Genomic DNA, 15,308 nt, shown 5'->3' with positions numbered 1-15,308 from the left:
GGGCGCGACGCCCGAAGCCGCCGCGCCGGCCGCCCCGACACCGGCCGCCGAAGGGTATTCGCCCATCCGGCAAAATCTCGACCTGGAGGCCTTCCGCGCCGAAACCAAGATGCCGCTGCGTACCGACGTGTCGCTGCAGCAGACAGGGCCGGCCTCCGAGGGGCTGCAGCGCGACTGGCCGGCCCCGGCGCTGGGCCTCGAGAGGCACTACGGTTACGCATTCCAGTGGTTCGGCCTGTCGGCCCTCGTCGTCATCCTCTATGTCTGGTTCCAATTCATCTCCCCCTTCCGCCGCGCGCGTCGCCGCGCACGCGATGGCCGCTTCTGACGAGCCGCTGGGCCTGACGGTGCATTCGATGCCGTCGCCCAACCAGGCGCTCGACGGCGCGGAGGGCCGGCGCACGGTCGTTGGGCGCTGGAAGATGATCGCCGTGATGCTGATGTGCGCGGCGCCCGTCATTGCCTCGTACTTCACCTACTACGTGATCCGGCCCGAAGGCCGCAGCGTCTACGGCGAGCTGATCGATCCGCAGCGCGAGCTGCCGAAGTTCATTGCCGCCGACCGCGACGGCGCGCCGGTCGACCTGGCCACGCTCAAGGGGCAGTGGCTGCTGGTGGCGGTGGGCGATGCGGCATGCAACGCGCTGTGCGAGCAGCAGCTCTACCTGCAGCGCCAACTGCGCGAAAGCCTGGGCCGCGAAAAAGACCGCATGGACCGCGTCTGGCTCGTGAGCGACGCCGCGCCCGTGCCCGAACGGCTGAACAACGGCCTGCACGGCGCGACCGTGCTGCGCGTGCCGGCCGACGAACTGGCCAAGTGGCTGGCGCCCGTCTCGGGCCACACGCTGGCCGAACACCTCTACGTGGTCGATCCGATGGGCCACTGGATGATGCGTTTCCCGGCGCGCATGGACGCCGCCGGCGCCAGCCGCGCCAAGCGCGACCTCGACCGGCTGCTGCGCGCCTCGGCGTCGTGGGACAAGCCGGACCGTTGAAGCGACGGACACACACCGCATGGACACGACGAGCTCGCTCTACGATCTGACGCCCATCGCCTGGCTCATGGCCGCCGGCGTGCTGATCGCGCTCGGCCCGCTGCTGTGGGTGTGGCGGCGCAACGCGGGCGCGGGCCCGGCGCGGCGGCTGCACGCGCTGACCGTGCTCACGCTGTTCCTGACCTTCGACCTGACCTTGTTCGGCGCCTTCACGCGGCTCACCGATTCGGGCCTGGGCTGCCCCGACTGGCCCGGCTGCTACGGCAATGCCAGCCCGTCCGGCGCGCGCCATGAAATCGCGATGGCGCAGGCCGCGCAGCCGACCGGCCCGGTCACGCACAGCAAGGCCTGGGTCGAGATGGTTCACCGCTACCTGGCCACGGGTGTCGGCGTGCTGATCCTCACGCTCGCGGGCGCGACCTGGATCGTGCGCCGCCGCCAGCGCCGCGCGCCGCCGCCTTCGTCTTCCAAGGAGGGCGACCATCACCACGCCACGCTCAGCGCGTGGTGGCCGGCCTTCACGCTGGTCTGGGTCTGCCTGCAGGGCGCGTTCGGCGCGCTCACGGTGACATGGAAGCTCTTTCCCGCCATCGTCACGCTGCACCTGCTGGGCGCGGTGGTGCTGCTGGCGCTGCTCTGCATCCAGGCCGTGCACTACCGCCAGGCGGCGGCGCAGCGGCTGCCCACGCCGGTGTCGCCGGCGCTGCGCAACGGGCTCATTGCAACGACCGTGCTGCTGGTGCTGCAGATCGCGCTCGGCGGCTGGGTCAGCACCAACTACGCGGTGCTGGCCTGCACCCAGTTCCCGACCTGCCAGGACAGCTGGTGGCCGGCGATGAATTTCGCGCAGGGCTTCGAGATCTGGCGCCACCTGGGCGTGACCGGCGAAGGCCAGCCGCTCGATTTCTCGGCGCTCACCGCCATTCATTACGTGCACCGGCTCATGGCCTATGCCGTGTTCGTCGCGCTCGGCGTGCTGGCGTGGCGCCTGCGCCGCATCGACGCGCTGAAGTCGCAGGCCCGCTGGCTTGCCGGCCTGGCGCTGCTGCAACTGGCCACCGGCCTGGGCAACGTGCTGCTCGGCTGGCCGCTGGCCGCCGCCGTGCTCCACACCGGCGGCGCGGCAGCGCTGGCCGTGGTGCTGACCTGGGCGCTCTGCGAAAGCCGGCGGGGCGCCGCGGCACAGACCGCGCGGGCCAGTGACAATGCAGGCGGTCACAACAACAACACCCAGAGGAAGGCCGCCGCGTGAGTACCCCGATCCCCGTTCAGCACACCAGCACCGCGAACGTGCTGCGCCAGTTCTACGCGCTGACCAAGCCGCGCGTGGTGCAGCTGATCGTGTTCTGCGCACTCATCGGCATGGTGCTGGCCGTGCCCGGCCTGCCTTCGTGGGCCGACGTGCAGCGCGGCGTGCTGGCCTGCATCGGCATCTGGCTGGTGGCGGGGGCGGCGGCGGCGTTCAATTGCCTGGTCGAGAAGGGCATCGACGCGAAGATGAAGCGCACCGCGTGGCGTCCCACGGCACGCGGCGAGCTCAGTGACCTGCAGGCGCTGGTTTTTTCGGCGCTGCTGTGCGCGGCCGGCTCGGTGCTGCTGTGGTTCACCGTCAACCCGCTGACCATGTGGCTGACCTTCGCCACCTTTGTCGGCTACGCGGTGATCTACACCGTGATCCTCAAGCCGCTGACGCCGCAGAACATCGTGATCGGCGGTGCCTCGGGCGCCATGCCGCCGGTGCTGGGCTGGGCCGCGATGACGGGCGACGTGGGCCCCGAGGCGCTGATTCTTTTCCTCATCATCTTCCTGTGGACCCCGCCGCATTTCTGGGCGCTGGCGCTGTACCGCGTCGAGGACTACCGCAAGGCCGGCCTGCCGATGCTGCCCGTGACGCACGGCAACGAGTTCACGCGGCTGCAGGTGCTGCTGTACACCTTCATTCTGTTCGCTGCCTGCCTGATGCCCTTCATCTACGGCATGAGCGGCTGGCTGTACCTGGCGGTGGCCGTGGCCGTGAGCGTCGGCTTCACGGGCTATGCGTTCGCGCTGTGGCGCAACTACTCGGACACGCTGGCGCGCAAGACCTTCCGCTTTTCGCTGATCCACCTGAGCGTGCTGTTCTTGGCGCTGCTGGTCGATCACTACCTTCACTGAACACGTCTCCATGAACAAGCGCAACGCTCTTCGATTGATGGCCACGGGCGCCGGCTGGGTCGGCGTGACCGCGGCGCTGGGCCTGGGCCTTTCGGCCTGCGGCGAGACCAAGCAGAACTTCACCGCCGTCGACATCACCGGCGCCGACTACGCCAAGGACTTCTCGCTGAAGGACGCCGACGGCAAGGTCCGCACCATGGCCGACTTCAAGGGCAAGGTGGTCGTGATGTTCTTCGGCTACGCGCAGTGCCCCGACGTCTGCCCCACCACCATGACCGAAATGGCGCAGGTCAAGCAGCAGCTGGGCAAGGACGGCGACAAGCTGCAGGTGCTGTTCGTCACGGTCGACCCGGCGCGCGACACGGCCGAGGTGCTCAAGGCCTACATGGGCGCGTTCGACCCGAGCTTCGTCGCGCTGATTCCCACGGCCGACGAACTGGTCGCGCTCGCCAAGGACTACAAGGTCTACTACAAGAAGGTCGACGGCAAGACGCCGACCAGCTATTCGATGGACCACTCGGCCGCGAGCTATGTGTACGACACGCAAGGCCGCCTGCGGCTGTACGCGCGCTACGGCGCGGGCGTGCCGTCGATGGTGGCCGACCTGAAGACATTGCTCGCTGCCTGACGGGAGCCGTCGCATGGACGCAGTGGTAGCGGTCGCAGGTTCGGTCGAGCACCTGAAGGGGCGCAAGGGCGCCTTCCGCATCGCGCTGATTCCGCCCGAGGTGCTGCGCGCCCTGAACGACGGGCTGCTCGAGACCGTCAACCTCAACGAATTCATGGCACTGGAGCTGCCGCAACTGGCGCGCAGCGTGGCGGGGCACATCGGCCTTGACGCCGGGAGCGAACGGCTGGTCGACACGCTCGCCATGCTCGCCGCGTTCAAGCCGATGCAGCGGCACGGGCACATCGCGCGGGCGCTCTACGACCTTGCGGCGCTGCACGACGAGCGCGACGCCGTCGCCCACAAGCTGGCCACGCACGCGAGCGACGTGGCGCGCTGCTGGGCCGCGCAATGGGTCACGCTCTCGGGCCTGCCGCTGCCGCAACAGCTGGAGGCCGTGCGCCGCTTTGCCGCCGACCCGCATTTCGGCGTGCGCGAAATCGCGTGGATGGCGGTGCGCGACGCGGTCATTGCCTCGCTCGACGAAGCCCTGGCGCTGCTGCAGCCCTGGGTGTTCGACGCCGACCCCAACATCCGCCGCTTCGCCAGCGAACTCACGCGCCCGCGCGGCGTGTGGTGCGCGCAGATCGAGGCGCTCAAGACCGAGCCCTGGCGCGCGCTGCCGCTGCTGGAGCCGCTGCGCGCCGACCCGAGCCGCTACGTGCAGAACTCGGTGGCCAACTGGCTCAACGACGCGAGCAAGAGCCAGGGCGAGTGGGTCGACAGGCTCTGCGCGCGCTGGCTGGCCGAGTCGGACACGCCCGAGACCCGCTACGTCGCCAAGCGGGCGATGCGCACGCTCTCCAAATGAAAAAAGCCCGGGTGACCGGGCTTTTTTGCTGGGGCGGCGGAATGAAGGCTTACGCGTAGTCCGCCAGCGCCTTCTTCATCTTCTTCATGGCCGCGACCTCGATCTGGCGAATGCGCTCGGCGCTCACGCCGTACACGGCCGCCAAGTCGTGCAGTGTCATGCCGCCCGAGCCGTCGTCGTTGACTTTGAGCCAGCGCTCTTCGACGATGCGGCGGCTGCGGTCGTCCAGCGCTTCGAGCGCCGTGGCGATGCCGTCGCTCGACAGGCGGTCGCGCTGCTGCGATTCGAGCAGGGCGGTCGGTTCCTGCGTGGCGTCGGCCAGGTAGGCGATCGGGCCGAAGGCCTCTTCGCCGTCGTCCGACGGGCCCGGGTCGAGCATGACGTCGCCGCCCGACAGGCGGGTTTCCATCTCGAGCACTTCCTCGGGCTTGACGTTGAGCCGGGTCGCCATTTGCGAGACTTCGTCGGGGCTCAGCGTGTCGCGGTGCGTGCCGTTGTCGGCCGCGGCCGAGTCGGCCTTGAAGCCTTGCTTCATCGAGCGCAGGTTGAAGAACAGCTTGCGCTGGGCCTTGGTCGTCGCGACCTTGACCATGCGCCAGTTCTTCAGGATGTACTCGTGAATCTCGGCCTTGATCCAGTGCATGGCGTAGCTCACGAGCCGCACGCCCTGGTCGGGGTCGAAACGCTTCACGGCCTTCATGAGGCCCACGTTGCCTTCCTGGATCAGGTCGCCGTGCGGCAGCCCGTAGCCCAGGTACTGGCGGGAAATGGAAACCACGAGGCGCAGGTGCGACAGCACCAGCGCGCCGGCGGATTCGAGGTCGTTCTGGTCGCGCAGCTTGCGTGCGAAGCCCTGCTCTTCTTCGAGCGTGAGCAGCGGCAGGCGGTTGGCGGCCGAAATGTAGGCATCCAGGTTACCCAGCGGGGGGACCATCGACCATGGGTTGGCGACGGCCAGCTGGTTCGCAGAGACTCCAGACAGCGTTGTCATCAGGGGAAACTCCTTTGTGTTGGCCATATTAGCACTCGGTTAGAGGGAGTGCTAAACCAAGGGTTCCCTTGAGTTTCTATCGCGATGATAGTTTCAGGCTACCAATGCAGGTGTCGGTTCTCACTGAGTTTCGAATTTTTCTCACTGAGTACTGAATTGACGAGTCCCCGTCCTCGTTAGCCAAGAAGGGGGCGCGAACGACCGCACCTTTGTGGAGGGTTGGGTTCTCGTTCGATCGGCAGAGTTCCTTACTGAGCTGAGTTGGAGCTGTGTTTCTTTACAGGAAATGATTTTCGGCGAGACCAAACAGGCAAGCGTCCTTGACTACTGCCTCGAGAACGTCAGGCTTTGTGCGAGGCACTCTGGATGAAGCCCTCGCACAAAACTGCGCATGCAAGTTACTGAGCAGCCTGTCCAACCGTGGAGATTTCCGCCATCTACTCACTTTCGGCGCCGGGACACTAACCTTCTTGTGAGTTGCAGATTTTTACATTTTTCTCTCACTGTCTTCTGCGACTCTGCACGTCTTCTACTTGTCACTATCCTTCAAATAGCACCGCTTCCTGGTGTCGCCCCATCTTGACTAGAAGATCATGGAAAGCCTCTTCCATGAGGTCTTCAACATTTCGGTCGAGATCCAAGGCAACCTGCCTAATCACCTTATGGGCGACCTTGTCGAAGTAGCCAACGAGCGCCTTCTTGCCAACCCGTCCAGGTTGAACATAACCGGCGGCTTGCTGTCCACGGCCGGTACGGGCGTCTTGATTGCGGAGAGGTGGGGCCATCTTGCATCAGTTAACTAGGTAATAAGTGCACTATTTTAACGGCTTCTAGGGAGCATAAAGAAGGTTGACTAGATCTTCCTGCCAGCGATGGGCCGATCGAGTCTCTAGAAAGAGACTGCGAATTCCTGCAATCAACTGCAACTGGCAACACCGCCTCGTGCAAGCTAACTTGTTGATTTTTCTAGGTACGACGGGCGTTTGCAGTGTGCAGACGTGTGCACATGGATGATCAGTCGCCGCCTGGATGCGTGCGTAGCACGTGACTGAGAAGCAGCCGGATGGCGCGCCGTGTTTTAAAACAAGTTTTAAACACACTTAAAAGACCGTTTGAAGGCGCTTTGAATGCACTGCATGGTGCGGCGCAGCACTATGCGCCGGCCGGCTGCGCGTAAAATGAAAAGTATGGCGAAAGACGGATGAAGCGGTAATGCCATTCTTAAAACGGGCAGGGGTTGACACAAATTGCAGCCTTAGATCTACAATCCGGTATCGACAACGAATCCATCATGAGCGACGACTCCATCCCCAAAGACCTCGGCCGGCGGCTAGGCGACCTGTCCGATCTTCCTGAGGCCCTGCGTAAGCAGATTACGGCCGCAAAGCTCGACGATTTGGAAGAGAAGATTGTCAAGACGCTTCGCGATCGATTCGAGGGGGTCGCGAATCTCGACGAGCTGATGGTCGGCTTGTATCGCGATCATCAACACATCATTGACGACCGGCGAAAGTTGGCGAACAAGCTTTATCGGATGCAGCAGACGGGCCTGATTGAGGCCGTTCCGAAGCGCAAGGGCGTGTACAAACTGAAGGAGACAGCAGTAGGAACGTAAGACGCCCGAAAAAGCAAAAGGCCAGCCGCCCGTTAGGACGACTGGCCCGATGCAAGCGATGAAGGCCGGAGCCCGTAAAGCTAGTTGGTGAGACACCTAGTGTATGCGGTGGCCATTTTTAACGTCAAGGAAGGGTTTCTCCGGACCGAACCTTGGCACCTTATTGCTGAAAGGGTAATAAGCATGGCCTCTCGACACGAAATCAAATGTGTCAACAAGAGTGATCGGTATGACCCCCATGAGCGCATCAAAGCGGTCGGTGGGGTTAATGCGGACGGGTCCAACTGGAAACTCAGCCAGGAAGACGCCATCCGGCATATCGAAGCAGGTAAGTACCAGTTCTTCGTGACGGCCGGCGGCCGGATCGTGGACGTGATCGTGGCGGTCAGCCGCTTCGGCAACAAGTACTTGAAGACGGTTTCGGATGGCGACCATCCGAACAACCTCTTGAGCCTGTACGAGTGCGTGCACTGATCGCATGACTTGGTGGGGGCGCATCCGCGCCCCCGCTTTTCAACACACTAGGAGCTATTCATGTTTGAAATTTTCCGAGCCAATGGCGGCGGCTACTTCTGGCATCTCAAGGCCAACAACGGCGAGAAGCTGTGTCACTCCGAGGTCTACACGACTAAGCAGGCGGCACAAGCCGGTGTCGATGCGGTGAAACGCATCGCGCCAACCGCTCCGGTTCACGACAGGACCTGATCCGGTACAGCACGAAGGGCCACCACTTGGTGGCCCTTTTCTCATCAAAATAATCAAGGAGCCACAGTATGGCGACGACGATGTTTTTCGAGGAGCAGGAGATCAAGGATGCCGCGAGGTCCGGCAACAAGATCACTTTGGAGTTCGGCCGCTCGTCCTACCTTGGGGGCGAGAACCTTGTTTACCTGGTCGTGGATGGCAAAACGCTGATCCTCGACGAGAGGTCCGGTCGTAATATTTACGAAGCGATGAAGGCCCTTGGCGGATATCTCGGCTACGACAAGCCGTGACTCGTAGCGCCCACATCTAGCCTTCTGAATGCGCTGTTTTACGGGCTTGTCGCAGCCCCTCTGGCCTTTCCGTCATCGACAACGCTCATGAAGACGTTACGACGCGGCAGCCATGATGGCTCATGGCCTCTTTCAATGCACCTTGACAGCACGCGGAGCGCTTCTCATGCCAACAGTCCTGACCGCCAAGGCGAGACAGGCGGGGGCAAAAAAGGTAACCACAAGGCAGTCTGGACCGCTTGGTATGAACATCTGGGTCGGCTCTTTGCCGTTAACCCTGCAGCACAAGGTTCCGGGAATCTGTTCTGTGGTTCAACTACGAGAGCACATCTTCGCTTGGAGGATTTCGCCTTTCTTCGGCTGCGGGGGCGCAGATCACATTCTGCTCACGGATGCCAGAGTTTGATCGACGTTGGTTGCTCGTGTACGTGATGGACTTGTCGTGGCCTCCTCAGGCCACAAGGTGAGAGACCTCGACTTCTGTAGATGATGCTCGCATTAGTAGGGCCTCCAGCCCTCCTGAATCCAGCGCGGAATCTCAGCGGGACCGTTGTCGCAATATAGGCTGATGAGCTGGTTGTTTGAGCTCCGCCTGCATTCTTCGCGCTCCTCCGTGGTCGCGACAAGCTCCGGCGTCGACATTCGTATCGACGCATACGCCAGCCGATGCTCGGATCGCCACCTGCCACCCAAGATGTGGCGAAGCCGGATGTCGATATCAGCATTGTCACTTGGTCGGGTTCGGAATTGGTCGAAGGCCCTCACTGCATCTCGAAGTACCGCTGCTCTCTTTTCAATTTCTCTGCCGATACCAACGCGGACTCCGTTCAGTTTGGTCAGCGGAAGAACCCATCTCTCGAAGAACGCCATAAACGCCGGCAGCATTTGTCGGTCGTCAAATCGGAGGCTGAGCTGCCACAGTGTCGTCACGAGGTTCTGCCCGGCCTCGTGTGCCAGCGCCTCATATCTGAAGCGGTGGGCTTGCTGCACTACGTAAGTCAGCAACGCCAGGGTGTCGAGACTGGGGCGATACCAAAGCTTCTCATAGTGCCTTGGCCGTAGGCTAGGGATCGCATAGCGGGAGGTCTCACCACCCGAGAGAATGAGTGAGCCCGAGGCGATGGGGCGGTCAAGAAGTTGCATCCACCGCTTGCACGTTTGTGGCGTCGGTTCTGGCTCCCTGAGGATCTGCCAAAGCACGTGCGAAAACTCGGCTTTCGAGCCAGTGCCACTGGTACCGTTCACTCGCAACGCCTCCACCTTGTCGATCAGCGCCAGCCTCGGCGCTCGCTCGCCGCGCTCATAAGCGCGCCATTTATTCGTCCACGAAGACACGCCAGTCGTCTCGTTGCGCCATCGCAGGTTTGGTTCGACCATGCGCGCCAGGTCATGGAGGCTGGTGGGGCGCAATCGAATCGCGACGCCGCCCAGCCAGTAGCGGCTCCTCAACGCATCCACATCAATACGGCGTTGGTGACCTGTGATGGGCATTCGGCAGTCGAGCTAGAAGGTTCGAACGACGCTGCCCAACGTTACGGGCACCCGTGCATCAAGGCCCCAAACGAGGCCGACGCGAAACTGGACGCGAAAAAGCAGAGGCCGAGAGTCTTCACAAAAAACTCCTTTTGAATCAAGCACATGGCGATCGATGCTCTGAGCCGATCAGCACGAAGTGCGCTGAAAGCGACCACATTGTTAAGCAACTTGCGACGTCATAGCATGGCGCAGGACGACTCTGAATGCGACTATGCGCGACACGCAGATTGACGAGCAGCTAGCCCGAACGCTGGAGGAGGAGTTGATCCGCCGCTATGGATTGATGTTGCCCCCAGCTGCGCTGGCCAGTGAACTTTGCTATCCGAGCAAGAGGGCCTATCAGCAAGCTGTGCTTCGACGCACCCTTCCTGTACCTACGTTCCAGATCGAACATCGTCGTGGTCGCTTCGCGCTGGCCAAGGATGTCGCGCACTGGCTCGCGCAACAGCACAGGAACGCCGCCGCACATCAACGGGGAGCCCAAGGCGATGCGCCTCAGGATGAATGCGAGCCGGTAGCTTCTAAGCAGAAAACGCCTGCCAAGGAGGAAACACCCATGTAGAAAAGAGAACGCCGATCAACCCTTCGGATGACCGGCGCGCCCCCCGATGAAGAAACTTCAACGGCGTCAGAATCCGAAGTTTCTTCTCGCAAGGCACCCGTGTCAAGACTCCAGCCAGCCATTTCTATGGCCGGCGCGGGGTGATTTTTGCCTGGAGAAACTTCATGAACACCGTGCCAGACCCGCCGGCACGCAAGGTGGTTTCGCGCTCGCCCATAAGGACAGTGCGCGTAATCAACTTGCCCGGTATTTTTGCTTCCCCCATCGAGTGTGAGTCTGCCCTGGAGCGTGATTTCGTTTATCGCGCAGCTCTTTGCCCCGGGGTAAATCAGCTACGGCATCAGCCATTTCAGCTCAGGGTCAGAGGGGGGCGACGCTACACCCCTGATTTCCTTGTCAGTCACGCCGACGGCAGCCAAACCGTCATCGAGGTCAAGCTCGCCCGGAAGATCGATCGCTACCGCGAAACCTTCGACGAGGCCGCAAAGCAGCTTCGCGAGCGGTCTTTTCGATTTGTCGTCGTGGGCGAAAACAAGATTCGGACGAAGAAATCCCATGAACGAGCAGCTCTGCTGCTCCGATATCGGAAGGTTTCGATCGATCCCAAGCTTCAGCAACGGGTGCTGGAGACCGCTGGCGCTCACCCCGAGGGGATCTCGATCCACGTGCTTGAGCAAGTCTGTCAAGCGTCTCGACTTGACATCTTTCATCTCATCGCAGCTCGTCATCTGAGCTGTTCACGTCTGCTGCCACTGGATGGTGGCGCATTGGTATTCGCATTTCCCACACAGGAGATCAATGATGAACATCTCATTGAAAGCTGGCTTGGTGTTGCGCAGTGGCCAACGCACACTTGAACTTACACGTGTCCTCGGCGAGCACCAGGTTCAGTTCGAAGACACGCTCACTCGAAGAGCGACGACGCTGTCTACCACCAAGGTGCTCAAGCGGATTTGGGATGGTCATTACACCGTGGTGTTGGGAAACGCTGAGGTCTCTGCGCATACCCATTCCAGCGAGACTGGCGCTGTCACGAAACGCACCGAGCTTCCTGTTCTCGTCGATCTTTCCAAACTCAAGGAGAGTTGGAGAGTCCAGATCGACTACCGGTTGCGCTACCTCAAGGCGTTGCAGGCGGGCCATGTGACGAGAGGTGATCGCTCTGGGGTAGCGAAGGTGATCAAGGCGACGGCAAAGGCAACGGACGATGCCTCGCCCCCCTCCGCGTCGACAGTCATGGATTGGGCTAGGCGGTATCAGAACTCAGCGTGTAACCCGCTTTCGCTGGTGGATCGGATTAAGACGATGCCCCGGATTCGCAAGTTGTCAAACACGGTCGAAGCCATCATTTCGAGCAACCTTCGCACGGAGTACTTCACTCGTGACCGCCACTCACTCACGCATGTCTATGACTGCGTACGCAAGGACCTCAAGGTGGCTGTGCGAAATGGCGAAGTGAAAGAGGAAGATGCGAAGGTCGGTTTTGCAACCGTATGTCGCCGGGCAAGAGACGTGGACGTCTACCACCGGATCGCATCCCGCGAGGGCGAAGCGCGGGCTCGAATGGTCTGCCGCAGCACGATTGATGGTGCGGGCGCCGCGTATCCGTTACAGCGCGTGGAAGTTGACCATACCCCTCTGAATTGGGTTGTGATCTCGGACGAAACCGGTCTGCCCCTGGGACGGCCGCTGCTCACGGTCGCGATCGACGCCTACTCCAGCTACATCCTCGGGATCTATTTGAGCTTCTACGGCCCAGGAGTCAGCAGCGTCGTGGGCGTGTTGAGAAGTTCGCTGATGCCGAAAGCCGAACTGATCTCGAACCTCGGCTTGGACAATCCGTGGCTCTCGCACGGGCTGGCAGACGAATGGGTGTTGGACAACGGCCTAGAGTTTCATTCTCTTGCATTCAAGGGGATGTCTTGGGAGATCGGCATCGATATGACTTACTGTCGCGTGAGAACACCGTGGCTCAAACCGCATGTGGAGCGATTCTTTTCAGGACTGAACTACCTGACCCTCGCGCGGGGCCGCGTCCACAAGAAGGTGGCAAGCGCTACGAACCTAGACCCGTACAAGGACGCCGCAATCAGCTTCGGTGACCTGGTCAAGGGCCTCACGATGTACGTGGTCGACGTTCATCCCTTTCAGATCAATGAACGAAAGCTGGCCCGCCCATTTGATCTATTCCAAGATGGGCTGGAGCGATGCCCGCCAGCGATATACCCCGGAAGCTGGGACCGATTGCGGTTGGTCTCCGGCCTGTCAACATCGTTGACTGTCGGTCAAGGCGGCGTACAGCTGCGAGGAATTCCGTATGGCAGCGCTGATCTGTTGCCCTTGCGTCGCGAGTTCGGAAGCAGCTTCAAGACGATGTGCAAGTGGGATCCAGAGGACCTCAGCAGTCTGTTTGTTCGAAACCCAACGAAGTTGGATGAATGGATCCAGTGTCCCAGCCGCTGGGCCGAATACACCGCCGGTCTCTCCTGGAATCAGCATCTGATGATCCGCAAGTTTGCTGCTCAGGAACTCGCCGGAAAGGCGGCGGAGGAAAAACTCTGGACCGCGAGGATGAAGCTGCATGACCACTGGATGGACGCAACCCGGCCAAAAGACCGGAAAAGTTCACTCAAGGCTGCGCAATACGCAGGCCTGACCTCGAGCCGGGTAACGAGCGTGCATGCAGCCCCGGCGGCTCCTGCCTCGGACCCTATCGTGCTATCCCCTCCGTCGAGCATCGAACATGAGATCCCCGAGTTCGACGCATTCGACATGGAGTCGCGATGAACGCCGCTCCAATCAATGAGGCTGAAATCGATTGGCCCGACGAGGAGGAGCGTCGCACGATTGCAAGACGCCTCTTCACCTACTCTTCCCATGCCTTAGGTGCCGCGGTTCAGGTCGATCGCATCATGGTGAACCATCCGAACTTCAAGGAGGCACTCGCCAGTTGTGATCGGGTGTTCCAGCTGAGCCGCGAACTCACGACACAACAGGGCGTGATCGTGAGCGGGCCCACCGGATCTGGCAAGACCGCCTTGATTCGGTACTTCCGGAACTCGCTCCCAAGGTCCAATCTGTTCGAACTGGGCCATGGAGCGTTGGCGGTTCGCCTTTCCAAGAAGCCGACGGTGGGCCAGCTCGTGGGAGGCATGCTGCGTCAGATCCGATATCCCTTTCCTCAGGTCAATGAGAAGACGCTGGCTGTCAAGCGAAACGTGCTGATCGATGCACTCAGGCAAAAGGGAACACGCCTGATCTTCATCGATGAAGGGCATCACCTGATGCAGCAAAGTCGCTGGCGTAGCCACTCGGAGGACGGCAATAGCGTCACCGATTGTGTTCGCGAGTTGATGGACGAGGTGCCATTGGGAATCGTCATTTCAGCGTCTGAGGAGCTCAATGATCTGGAGGGCGTCGACCAGCATCTGGCCAGCCGGATCAGTGCGAAGCACTCGCTGCAAGCGTTCGAACCAGGACCCGTGTGGTTGGCTTTTGTCAGGGCCTTTGCGAAGCAGAGCAAGGCATTCGATTTGAGCCTCATCGCCGAGAAAGACGAAGCTCTTCGCTTGCAAAAGGCAACTGCAGGGAATCTTCGTGCGTTCAAACGTCTTGTGACTGAAGGCGTACTGGTCGCTGCAGACGGTGGTGCCCGTGGGGTTGAGTTGGGTCACATGCATGCTGCGTTTGATCGGGTCTACGGCAAGGACGCGGGTCTGGGTAATCCGTATGTCGGTTGATCTGCAGCCTTTGCCTGTTGCTGTTGAACCTTCGGATGAGGAGTCCGGGCTGGGCTTCTTGCTGAGATGCTCGCATGCGAACGGAATAGCGCTTCAGTTTCTCGCGAATCATGCCGGCGTCCGTTCGCTCCGATGGATGGTCCCGCGAGATATCGACACACTGGCCTATCTCGCCGGGGTCTCCCCCAACTGGCTGGGGCAACGCGTCAAGACGCGCCGTCAAGTGAATGGTCGCAGGCAATATTCCTATCTCGGCTGGGAGTGGGGTTCGATCGCTTCGCTCCGGGTCAAGCAGCCCCAAGTCTGCCCTGAATGCCTTGCGGAGTACGCGATCTGCAGGGCGGAGTGGGATGTCGCCATGATCTCCGCGTGCCCCGTTCATCGGGCATTGCTCATAGACCGTTGCCCCCATTGCGGCATGCGGCTGACCTGGTCGCGTCCGGCCATCGACGTTTGCTGCTGCGGAAGATATCTGCGACGCAGTGGGCGTGAACATCACCTCTCTCGCGATGAGATGTCCTGGTGCCAGACCCTGTCTGCTCGATTGAAGGGGAAGCATCTCGCCAGAGCGGTCGAGCCTCCGACAATTCAGTTGCCGGAATGGATTTTTCACGTCAGCCCGGACGGCGCATCACGTCTTGTCCATGCGCTGGGCGCGTTGAGCAAGCCAGGGCAGTGCCTGTCTTCGGCGAAGGTCGTAGAGATCCCGAGTCCTTCCGAGCTCGCAGAGGTCGTCGAACGCGGGTTGGCGCGTGGGCGAATGCTGCAGGAGCAGTCGATCGAGTTTCGGCGGTCCATACGCGTGTTGATCTACGAGCCTGGACTGCAACGTCTGGCACGCCAAGGCGTAGTGTTCGAAGATCAGCAGGCCGCTGTGCAGCTGATGAAATTCCTCGACTGCGAGTCTCTGGACCTCGTTGAGAGAGAGCGGCGACGTGGTGGGCGGCCGACCAAAGGGCAACTGGAGCTTTTTCAAGATGCCGGCGCGTAAGGACGCGCCGCTTCGAATGGCGGGACTGCCGGCGCGATGCCATTTGAATCCCCCGCGTCGTGGGTGAGCAGAGCGGCTCTGTCGCAAGGGGAGACGGTCGATGTACTCCTGGCCCATATGGGTTTTGCGAAGGGAGTCGATATCGATTTGGTGATCTCTTCTCGAACTGGTCGAGACGCCCTGATGCGGTGTGGCGTGTCAGAGCCGTTTGCGCTTGCAAGAGGAATCTTTCCCCAGATCCAGAAGCTTGG

General features: G+C 61.4%; 18 protein-coding genes. 15 read left to right on the top strand and 3 right to left on the bottom strand.

Going from position 1 to position 15,308, the window contains the following annotated elements; genetic code table 11:
- The 6 genes from BMG07_RS23515 to BMG07_RS23490 form a co-directional block, all read left to right on the top strand.
- Positions 1–328 (top strand): SURF1 family cytochrome oxidase biogenesis protein (locus BMG07_RS23515; RefSeq protein WP_307867056.1); only part of this gene is annotated, 328 nt, incomplete at its 5' end.
- Positions 315–995 (top strand): hypothetical protein, encoded by a 681-nt coding sequence (locus BMG07_RS23510; protein WP_198086575.1) that lies wholly within the window; start codon positions 315–317, stop codon positions 993–995. The genes BMG07_RS23515 and BMG07_RS23510, both read left to right, overlap by 14 nt.
- Before the next feature lie 19 nt (positions 996–1,014).
- A complete protein-coding gene (locus tag BMG07_RS23505; protein WP_198086574.1) occupies positions 1,015–2,247 on the top strand; it encodes a heme A synthase in 1,233 nt (410 codons plus the stop codon).
- Positions 2,244–3,149, top strand: coding sequence for a heme o synthase (cyoE, locus tag BMG07_RS23500; protein ID WP_198086573.1), 906 nt, complete (start codon positions 2,244–2,246; stop codon positions 3,147–3,149). Before BMG07_RS23505 ends, cyoE begins: the two co-directional genes overlap by 4 nt.
- 10 nt (positions 3,150–3,159) lie before the next feature.
- A complete protein-coding gene (locus tag BMG07_RS23495; protein ID WP_198086572.1) occupies positions 3,160–3,777 on the top strand; it encodes an SCO family protein in 618 nt (205 codons plus the stop codon).
- Positions 3,778–3,790: 13 nt separating this feature from the next.
- A complete protein-coding gene (locus tag BMG07_RS23490) occupies positions 3,791–4,627 on the top strand; it encodes a DNA alkylation repair protein (RefSeq protein WP_198086571.1) in 837 nt (278 codons plus the stop codon).
- A 49-nt stretch (positions 4,628–4,676) separates the two neighbouring features.
- Here BMG07_RS23490 and rpoH read toward each other — a convergent pair whose 3' ends face one another.
- Both rpoH and BMG07_RS45020 read right to left on the bottom strand, forming a co-directional pair.
- Complete coding sequence (gene rpoH / locus BMG07_RS23485; RefSeq protein ID WP_198086570.1) at positions 4,677–5,618, bottom strand: RNA polymerase sigma factor RpoH; 942 nt, start codon at positions 5,616–5,618, stop codon at positions 4,677–4,679.
- A 539-nt stretch (positions 5,619–6,157) separates the two neighbouring features.
- A complete protein-coding gene (locus BMG07_RS45020; RefSeq protein ID WP_374221314.1) occupies positions 6,158–6,403 on the bottom strand; it encodes a ribbon-helix-helix domain-containing protein in 246 nt (81 codons plus the stop codon).
- Between the two features lie 506 nt (positions 6,404–6,909).
- On the opposite strand from BMG07_RS45020, the gene BMG07_RS23475 reads away from it, so the two are divergent.
- The 4 genes from BMG07_RS23475 to BMG07_RS23460 all read left to right on the top strand — a co-directional run bounded on the left by BMG07_RS23475 (position 6,910) and on the right by BMG07_RS23460 (position 8,228).
- Positions 6,910–7,233, top strand: a complete 324-nt coding sequence (locus BMG07_RS23475) for a hypothetical protein (RefSeq protein ID WP_198086568.1) — start codon at positions 6,910–6,912, stop codon at positions 7,231–7,233.
- Between the two features lie 183 nt (positions 7,234–7,416).
- A complete protein-coding gene (locus BMG07_RS23470; protein ID WP_198086567.1) occupies positions 7,417–7,707 on the top strand; it encodes a DUF3892 domain-containing protein in 291 nt (96 codons plus the stop codon).
- A 60-nt stretch (positions 7,708–7,767) separates the two neighbouring features.
- Positions 7,768–7,938, top strand: coding sequence for a YegP family protein (locus tag BMG07_RS23465; RefSeq protein WP_198086566.1), 171 nt, complete (start codon positions 7,768–7,770; stop codon positions 7,936–7,938).
- A 68-nt stretch (positions 7,939–8,006) separates the two neighbouring features.
- A complete protein-coding gene (locus BMG07_RS23460; protein WP_198086565.1) occupies positions 8,007–8,228 on the top strand; it encodes a hypothetical protein in 222 nt (73 codons plus the stop codon).
- Positions 8,229–8,726: 498 nt separating this feature from the next.
- On the opposite strand, the gene BMG07_RS23455 is transcribed toward BMG07_RS23460, so the two are convergent.
- The gene (locus BMG07_RS23455; RefSeq protein ID WP_198086564.1) at positions 8,727–9,719 is read right to left on the bottom strand and encodes a hypothetical protein; all 993 of its coding nucleotides are present in this window, start codon (positions 9,717–9,719) and stop codon (positions 8,727–8,729) included.
- A gap of 256 nt (positions 9,720–9,975) precedes the next feature.
- Here BMG07_RS23455 and BMG07_RS23450 point away from each other — a divergent pair, with 256 nt between their 5' ends.
- From BMG07_RS23450 to BMG07_RS23430, 5 genes are all read left to right on the top strand, one after another.
- Positions 9,976–10,326 carry a hypothetical protein gene (locus tag BMG07_RS23450; RefSeq protein ID WP_198086563.1) on the top strand — a complete coding sequence of 117 codons (351 nt, stop codon included), beginning with the start codon at positions 9,976–9,978 and terminating at the stop codon, positions 10,324–10,326.
- A 164-nt stretch (positions 10,327–10,490) separates the two neighbouring features.
- On the top strand, positions 10,491–11,183 hold the full coding sequence (locus tag BMG07_RS23445; protein ID WP_198086562.1) for a TnsA endonuclease N-terminal domain-containing protein: 693 nt from the start codon (positions 10,491–10,493) through the stop codon (positions 11,181–11,183).
- Positions 11,128–13,113, top strand: coding sequence for a DDE-type integrase/transposase/recombinase (locus BMG07_RS23440; RefSeq protein ID WP_198086561.1), 1,986 nt, complete (start codon positions 11,128–11,130; stop codon positions 13,111–13,113). Before BMG07_RS23445 ends, BMG07_RS23440 begins: the two co-directional genes overlap by 56 nt.
- Positions 13,110–14,066, top strand: a complete 957-nt coding sequence (locus BMG07_RS23435) for a TniB family NTP-binding protein (RefSeq protein ID WP_198086560.1) — start codon at positions 13,110–13,112, stop codon at positions 14,064–14,066. The genes BMG07_RS23440 and BMG07_RS23435 overlap by 4 nt, the downstream gene beginning before the upstream one ends.
- The gene (locus BMG07_RS23430) at positions 14,056–15,057 is read left to right on the top strand and encodes a TniQ family protein (RefSeq protein ID WP_198086559.1); all 1,002 of its coding nucleotides are present in this window, start codon (positions 14,056–14,058) and stop codon (positions 15,055–15,057) included. The genes BMG07_RS23435 and BMG07_RS23430 overlap by 11 nt, the downstream gene beginning before the upstream one ends.
- Positions 15,058–15,308 lie beyond the last annotated feature (251 nt).

This window comes from Variovorax sp. E3 (genome assembly GCF_016082275.1).
In the GTDB taxonomy this organism is placed as follows: domain Bacteria; phylum Pseudomonadota; class Gammaproteobacteria; order Burkholderiales; family Burkholderiaceae_C; genus Variovorax.
The sequence above is the reverse complement of the archived record's forward strand: the minus strand, read 5'-3'. Positions and strand labels throughout refer to the sequence as shown.

Coding starts and splice junctions, on each gene's coding strand:
- BMG07_RS23510 (WP_198086575.1), top strand. CDS start 315: ATGGCCGCTTCTGACGAGCCGCTGGGCCTGACGGTGCATTCGATGCCG.
- BMG07_RS23505 (WP_198086574.1), top strand. CDS start 1,015: ATGGACACGACGAGCTCGCTCTACGATCTGACGCCCATCGCCTGGCTC.
- BMG07_RS23495 (WP_198086572.1), top strand. CDS start 3,160: ATGAACAAGCGCAACGCTCTTCGATTGATGGCCACGGGCGCCGGCTGG.
- BMG07_RS23490 (WP_198086571.1), top strand. CDS start 3,791: ATGGACGCAGTGGTAGCGGTCGCAGGTTCGGTCGAGCACCTGAAGGGG.
- rpoH (WP_198086570.1), bottom strand. CDS start 5,618: ATGACAACGCTGTCTGGAGTCTCTGCGAACCAGCTGGCCGTCGCCAAC.
- BMG07_RS45020 (WP_374221314.1), bottom strand. CDS start 6,403: ATGGCCCCACCTCTCCGCAATCAAGACGCCCGTACCGGCCGTGGACAG.
- BMG07_RS23475 (WP_198086568.1), top strand. CDS start 6,910: ATGAGCGACGACTCCATCCCCAAAGACCTCGGCCGGCGGCTAGGCGAC.
- BMG07_RS23470 (WP_198086567.1), top strand. CDS start 7,417: ATGGCCTCTCGACACGAAATCAAATGTGTCAACAAGAGTGATCGGTAT.
- BMG07_RS23465 (WP_198086566.1), top strand. CDS start 7,768: ATGTTTGAAATTTTCCGAGCCAATGGCGGCGGCTACTTCTGGCATCTC.
- BMG07_RS23460 (WP_198086565.1), top strand. CDS start 8,007: ATGGCGACGACGATGTTTTTCGAGGAGCAGGAGATCAAGGATGCCGCG.
- BMG07_RS23455 (WP_198086564.1), bottom strand. CDS start 9,719: ATGCCCATCACAGGTCACCAACGCCGTATTGATGTGGATGCGTTGAGG.
- BMG07_RS23450 (WP_198086563.1), top strand. CDS start 9,976: ATGCGCGACACGCAGATTGACGAGCAGCTAGCCCGAACGCTGGAGGAG.
- BMG07_RS23445 (WP_198086562.1), top strand. CDS start 10,491: ATGAACACCGTGCCAGACCCGCCGGCACGCAAGGTGGTTTCGCGCTCG.
- BMG07_RS23440 (WP_198086561.1), top strand. CDS start 11,128: ATGAACATCTCATTGAAAGCTGGCTTGGTGTTGCGCAGTGGCCAACGC.
- BMG07_RS23435 (WP_198086560.1), top strand. CDS start 13,110: ATGAACGCCGCTCCAATCAATGAGGCTGAAATCGATTGGCCCGACGAG.
- BMG07_RS23430 (WP_198086559.1), top strand. CDS start 14,056: ATGTCGGTTGATCTGCAGCCTTTGCCTGTTGCTGTTGAACCTTCGGAT.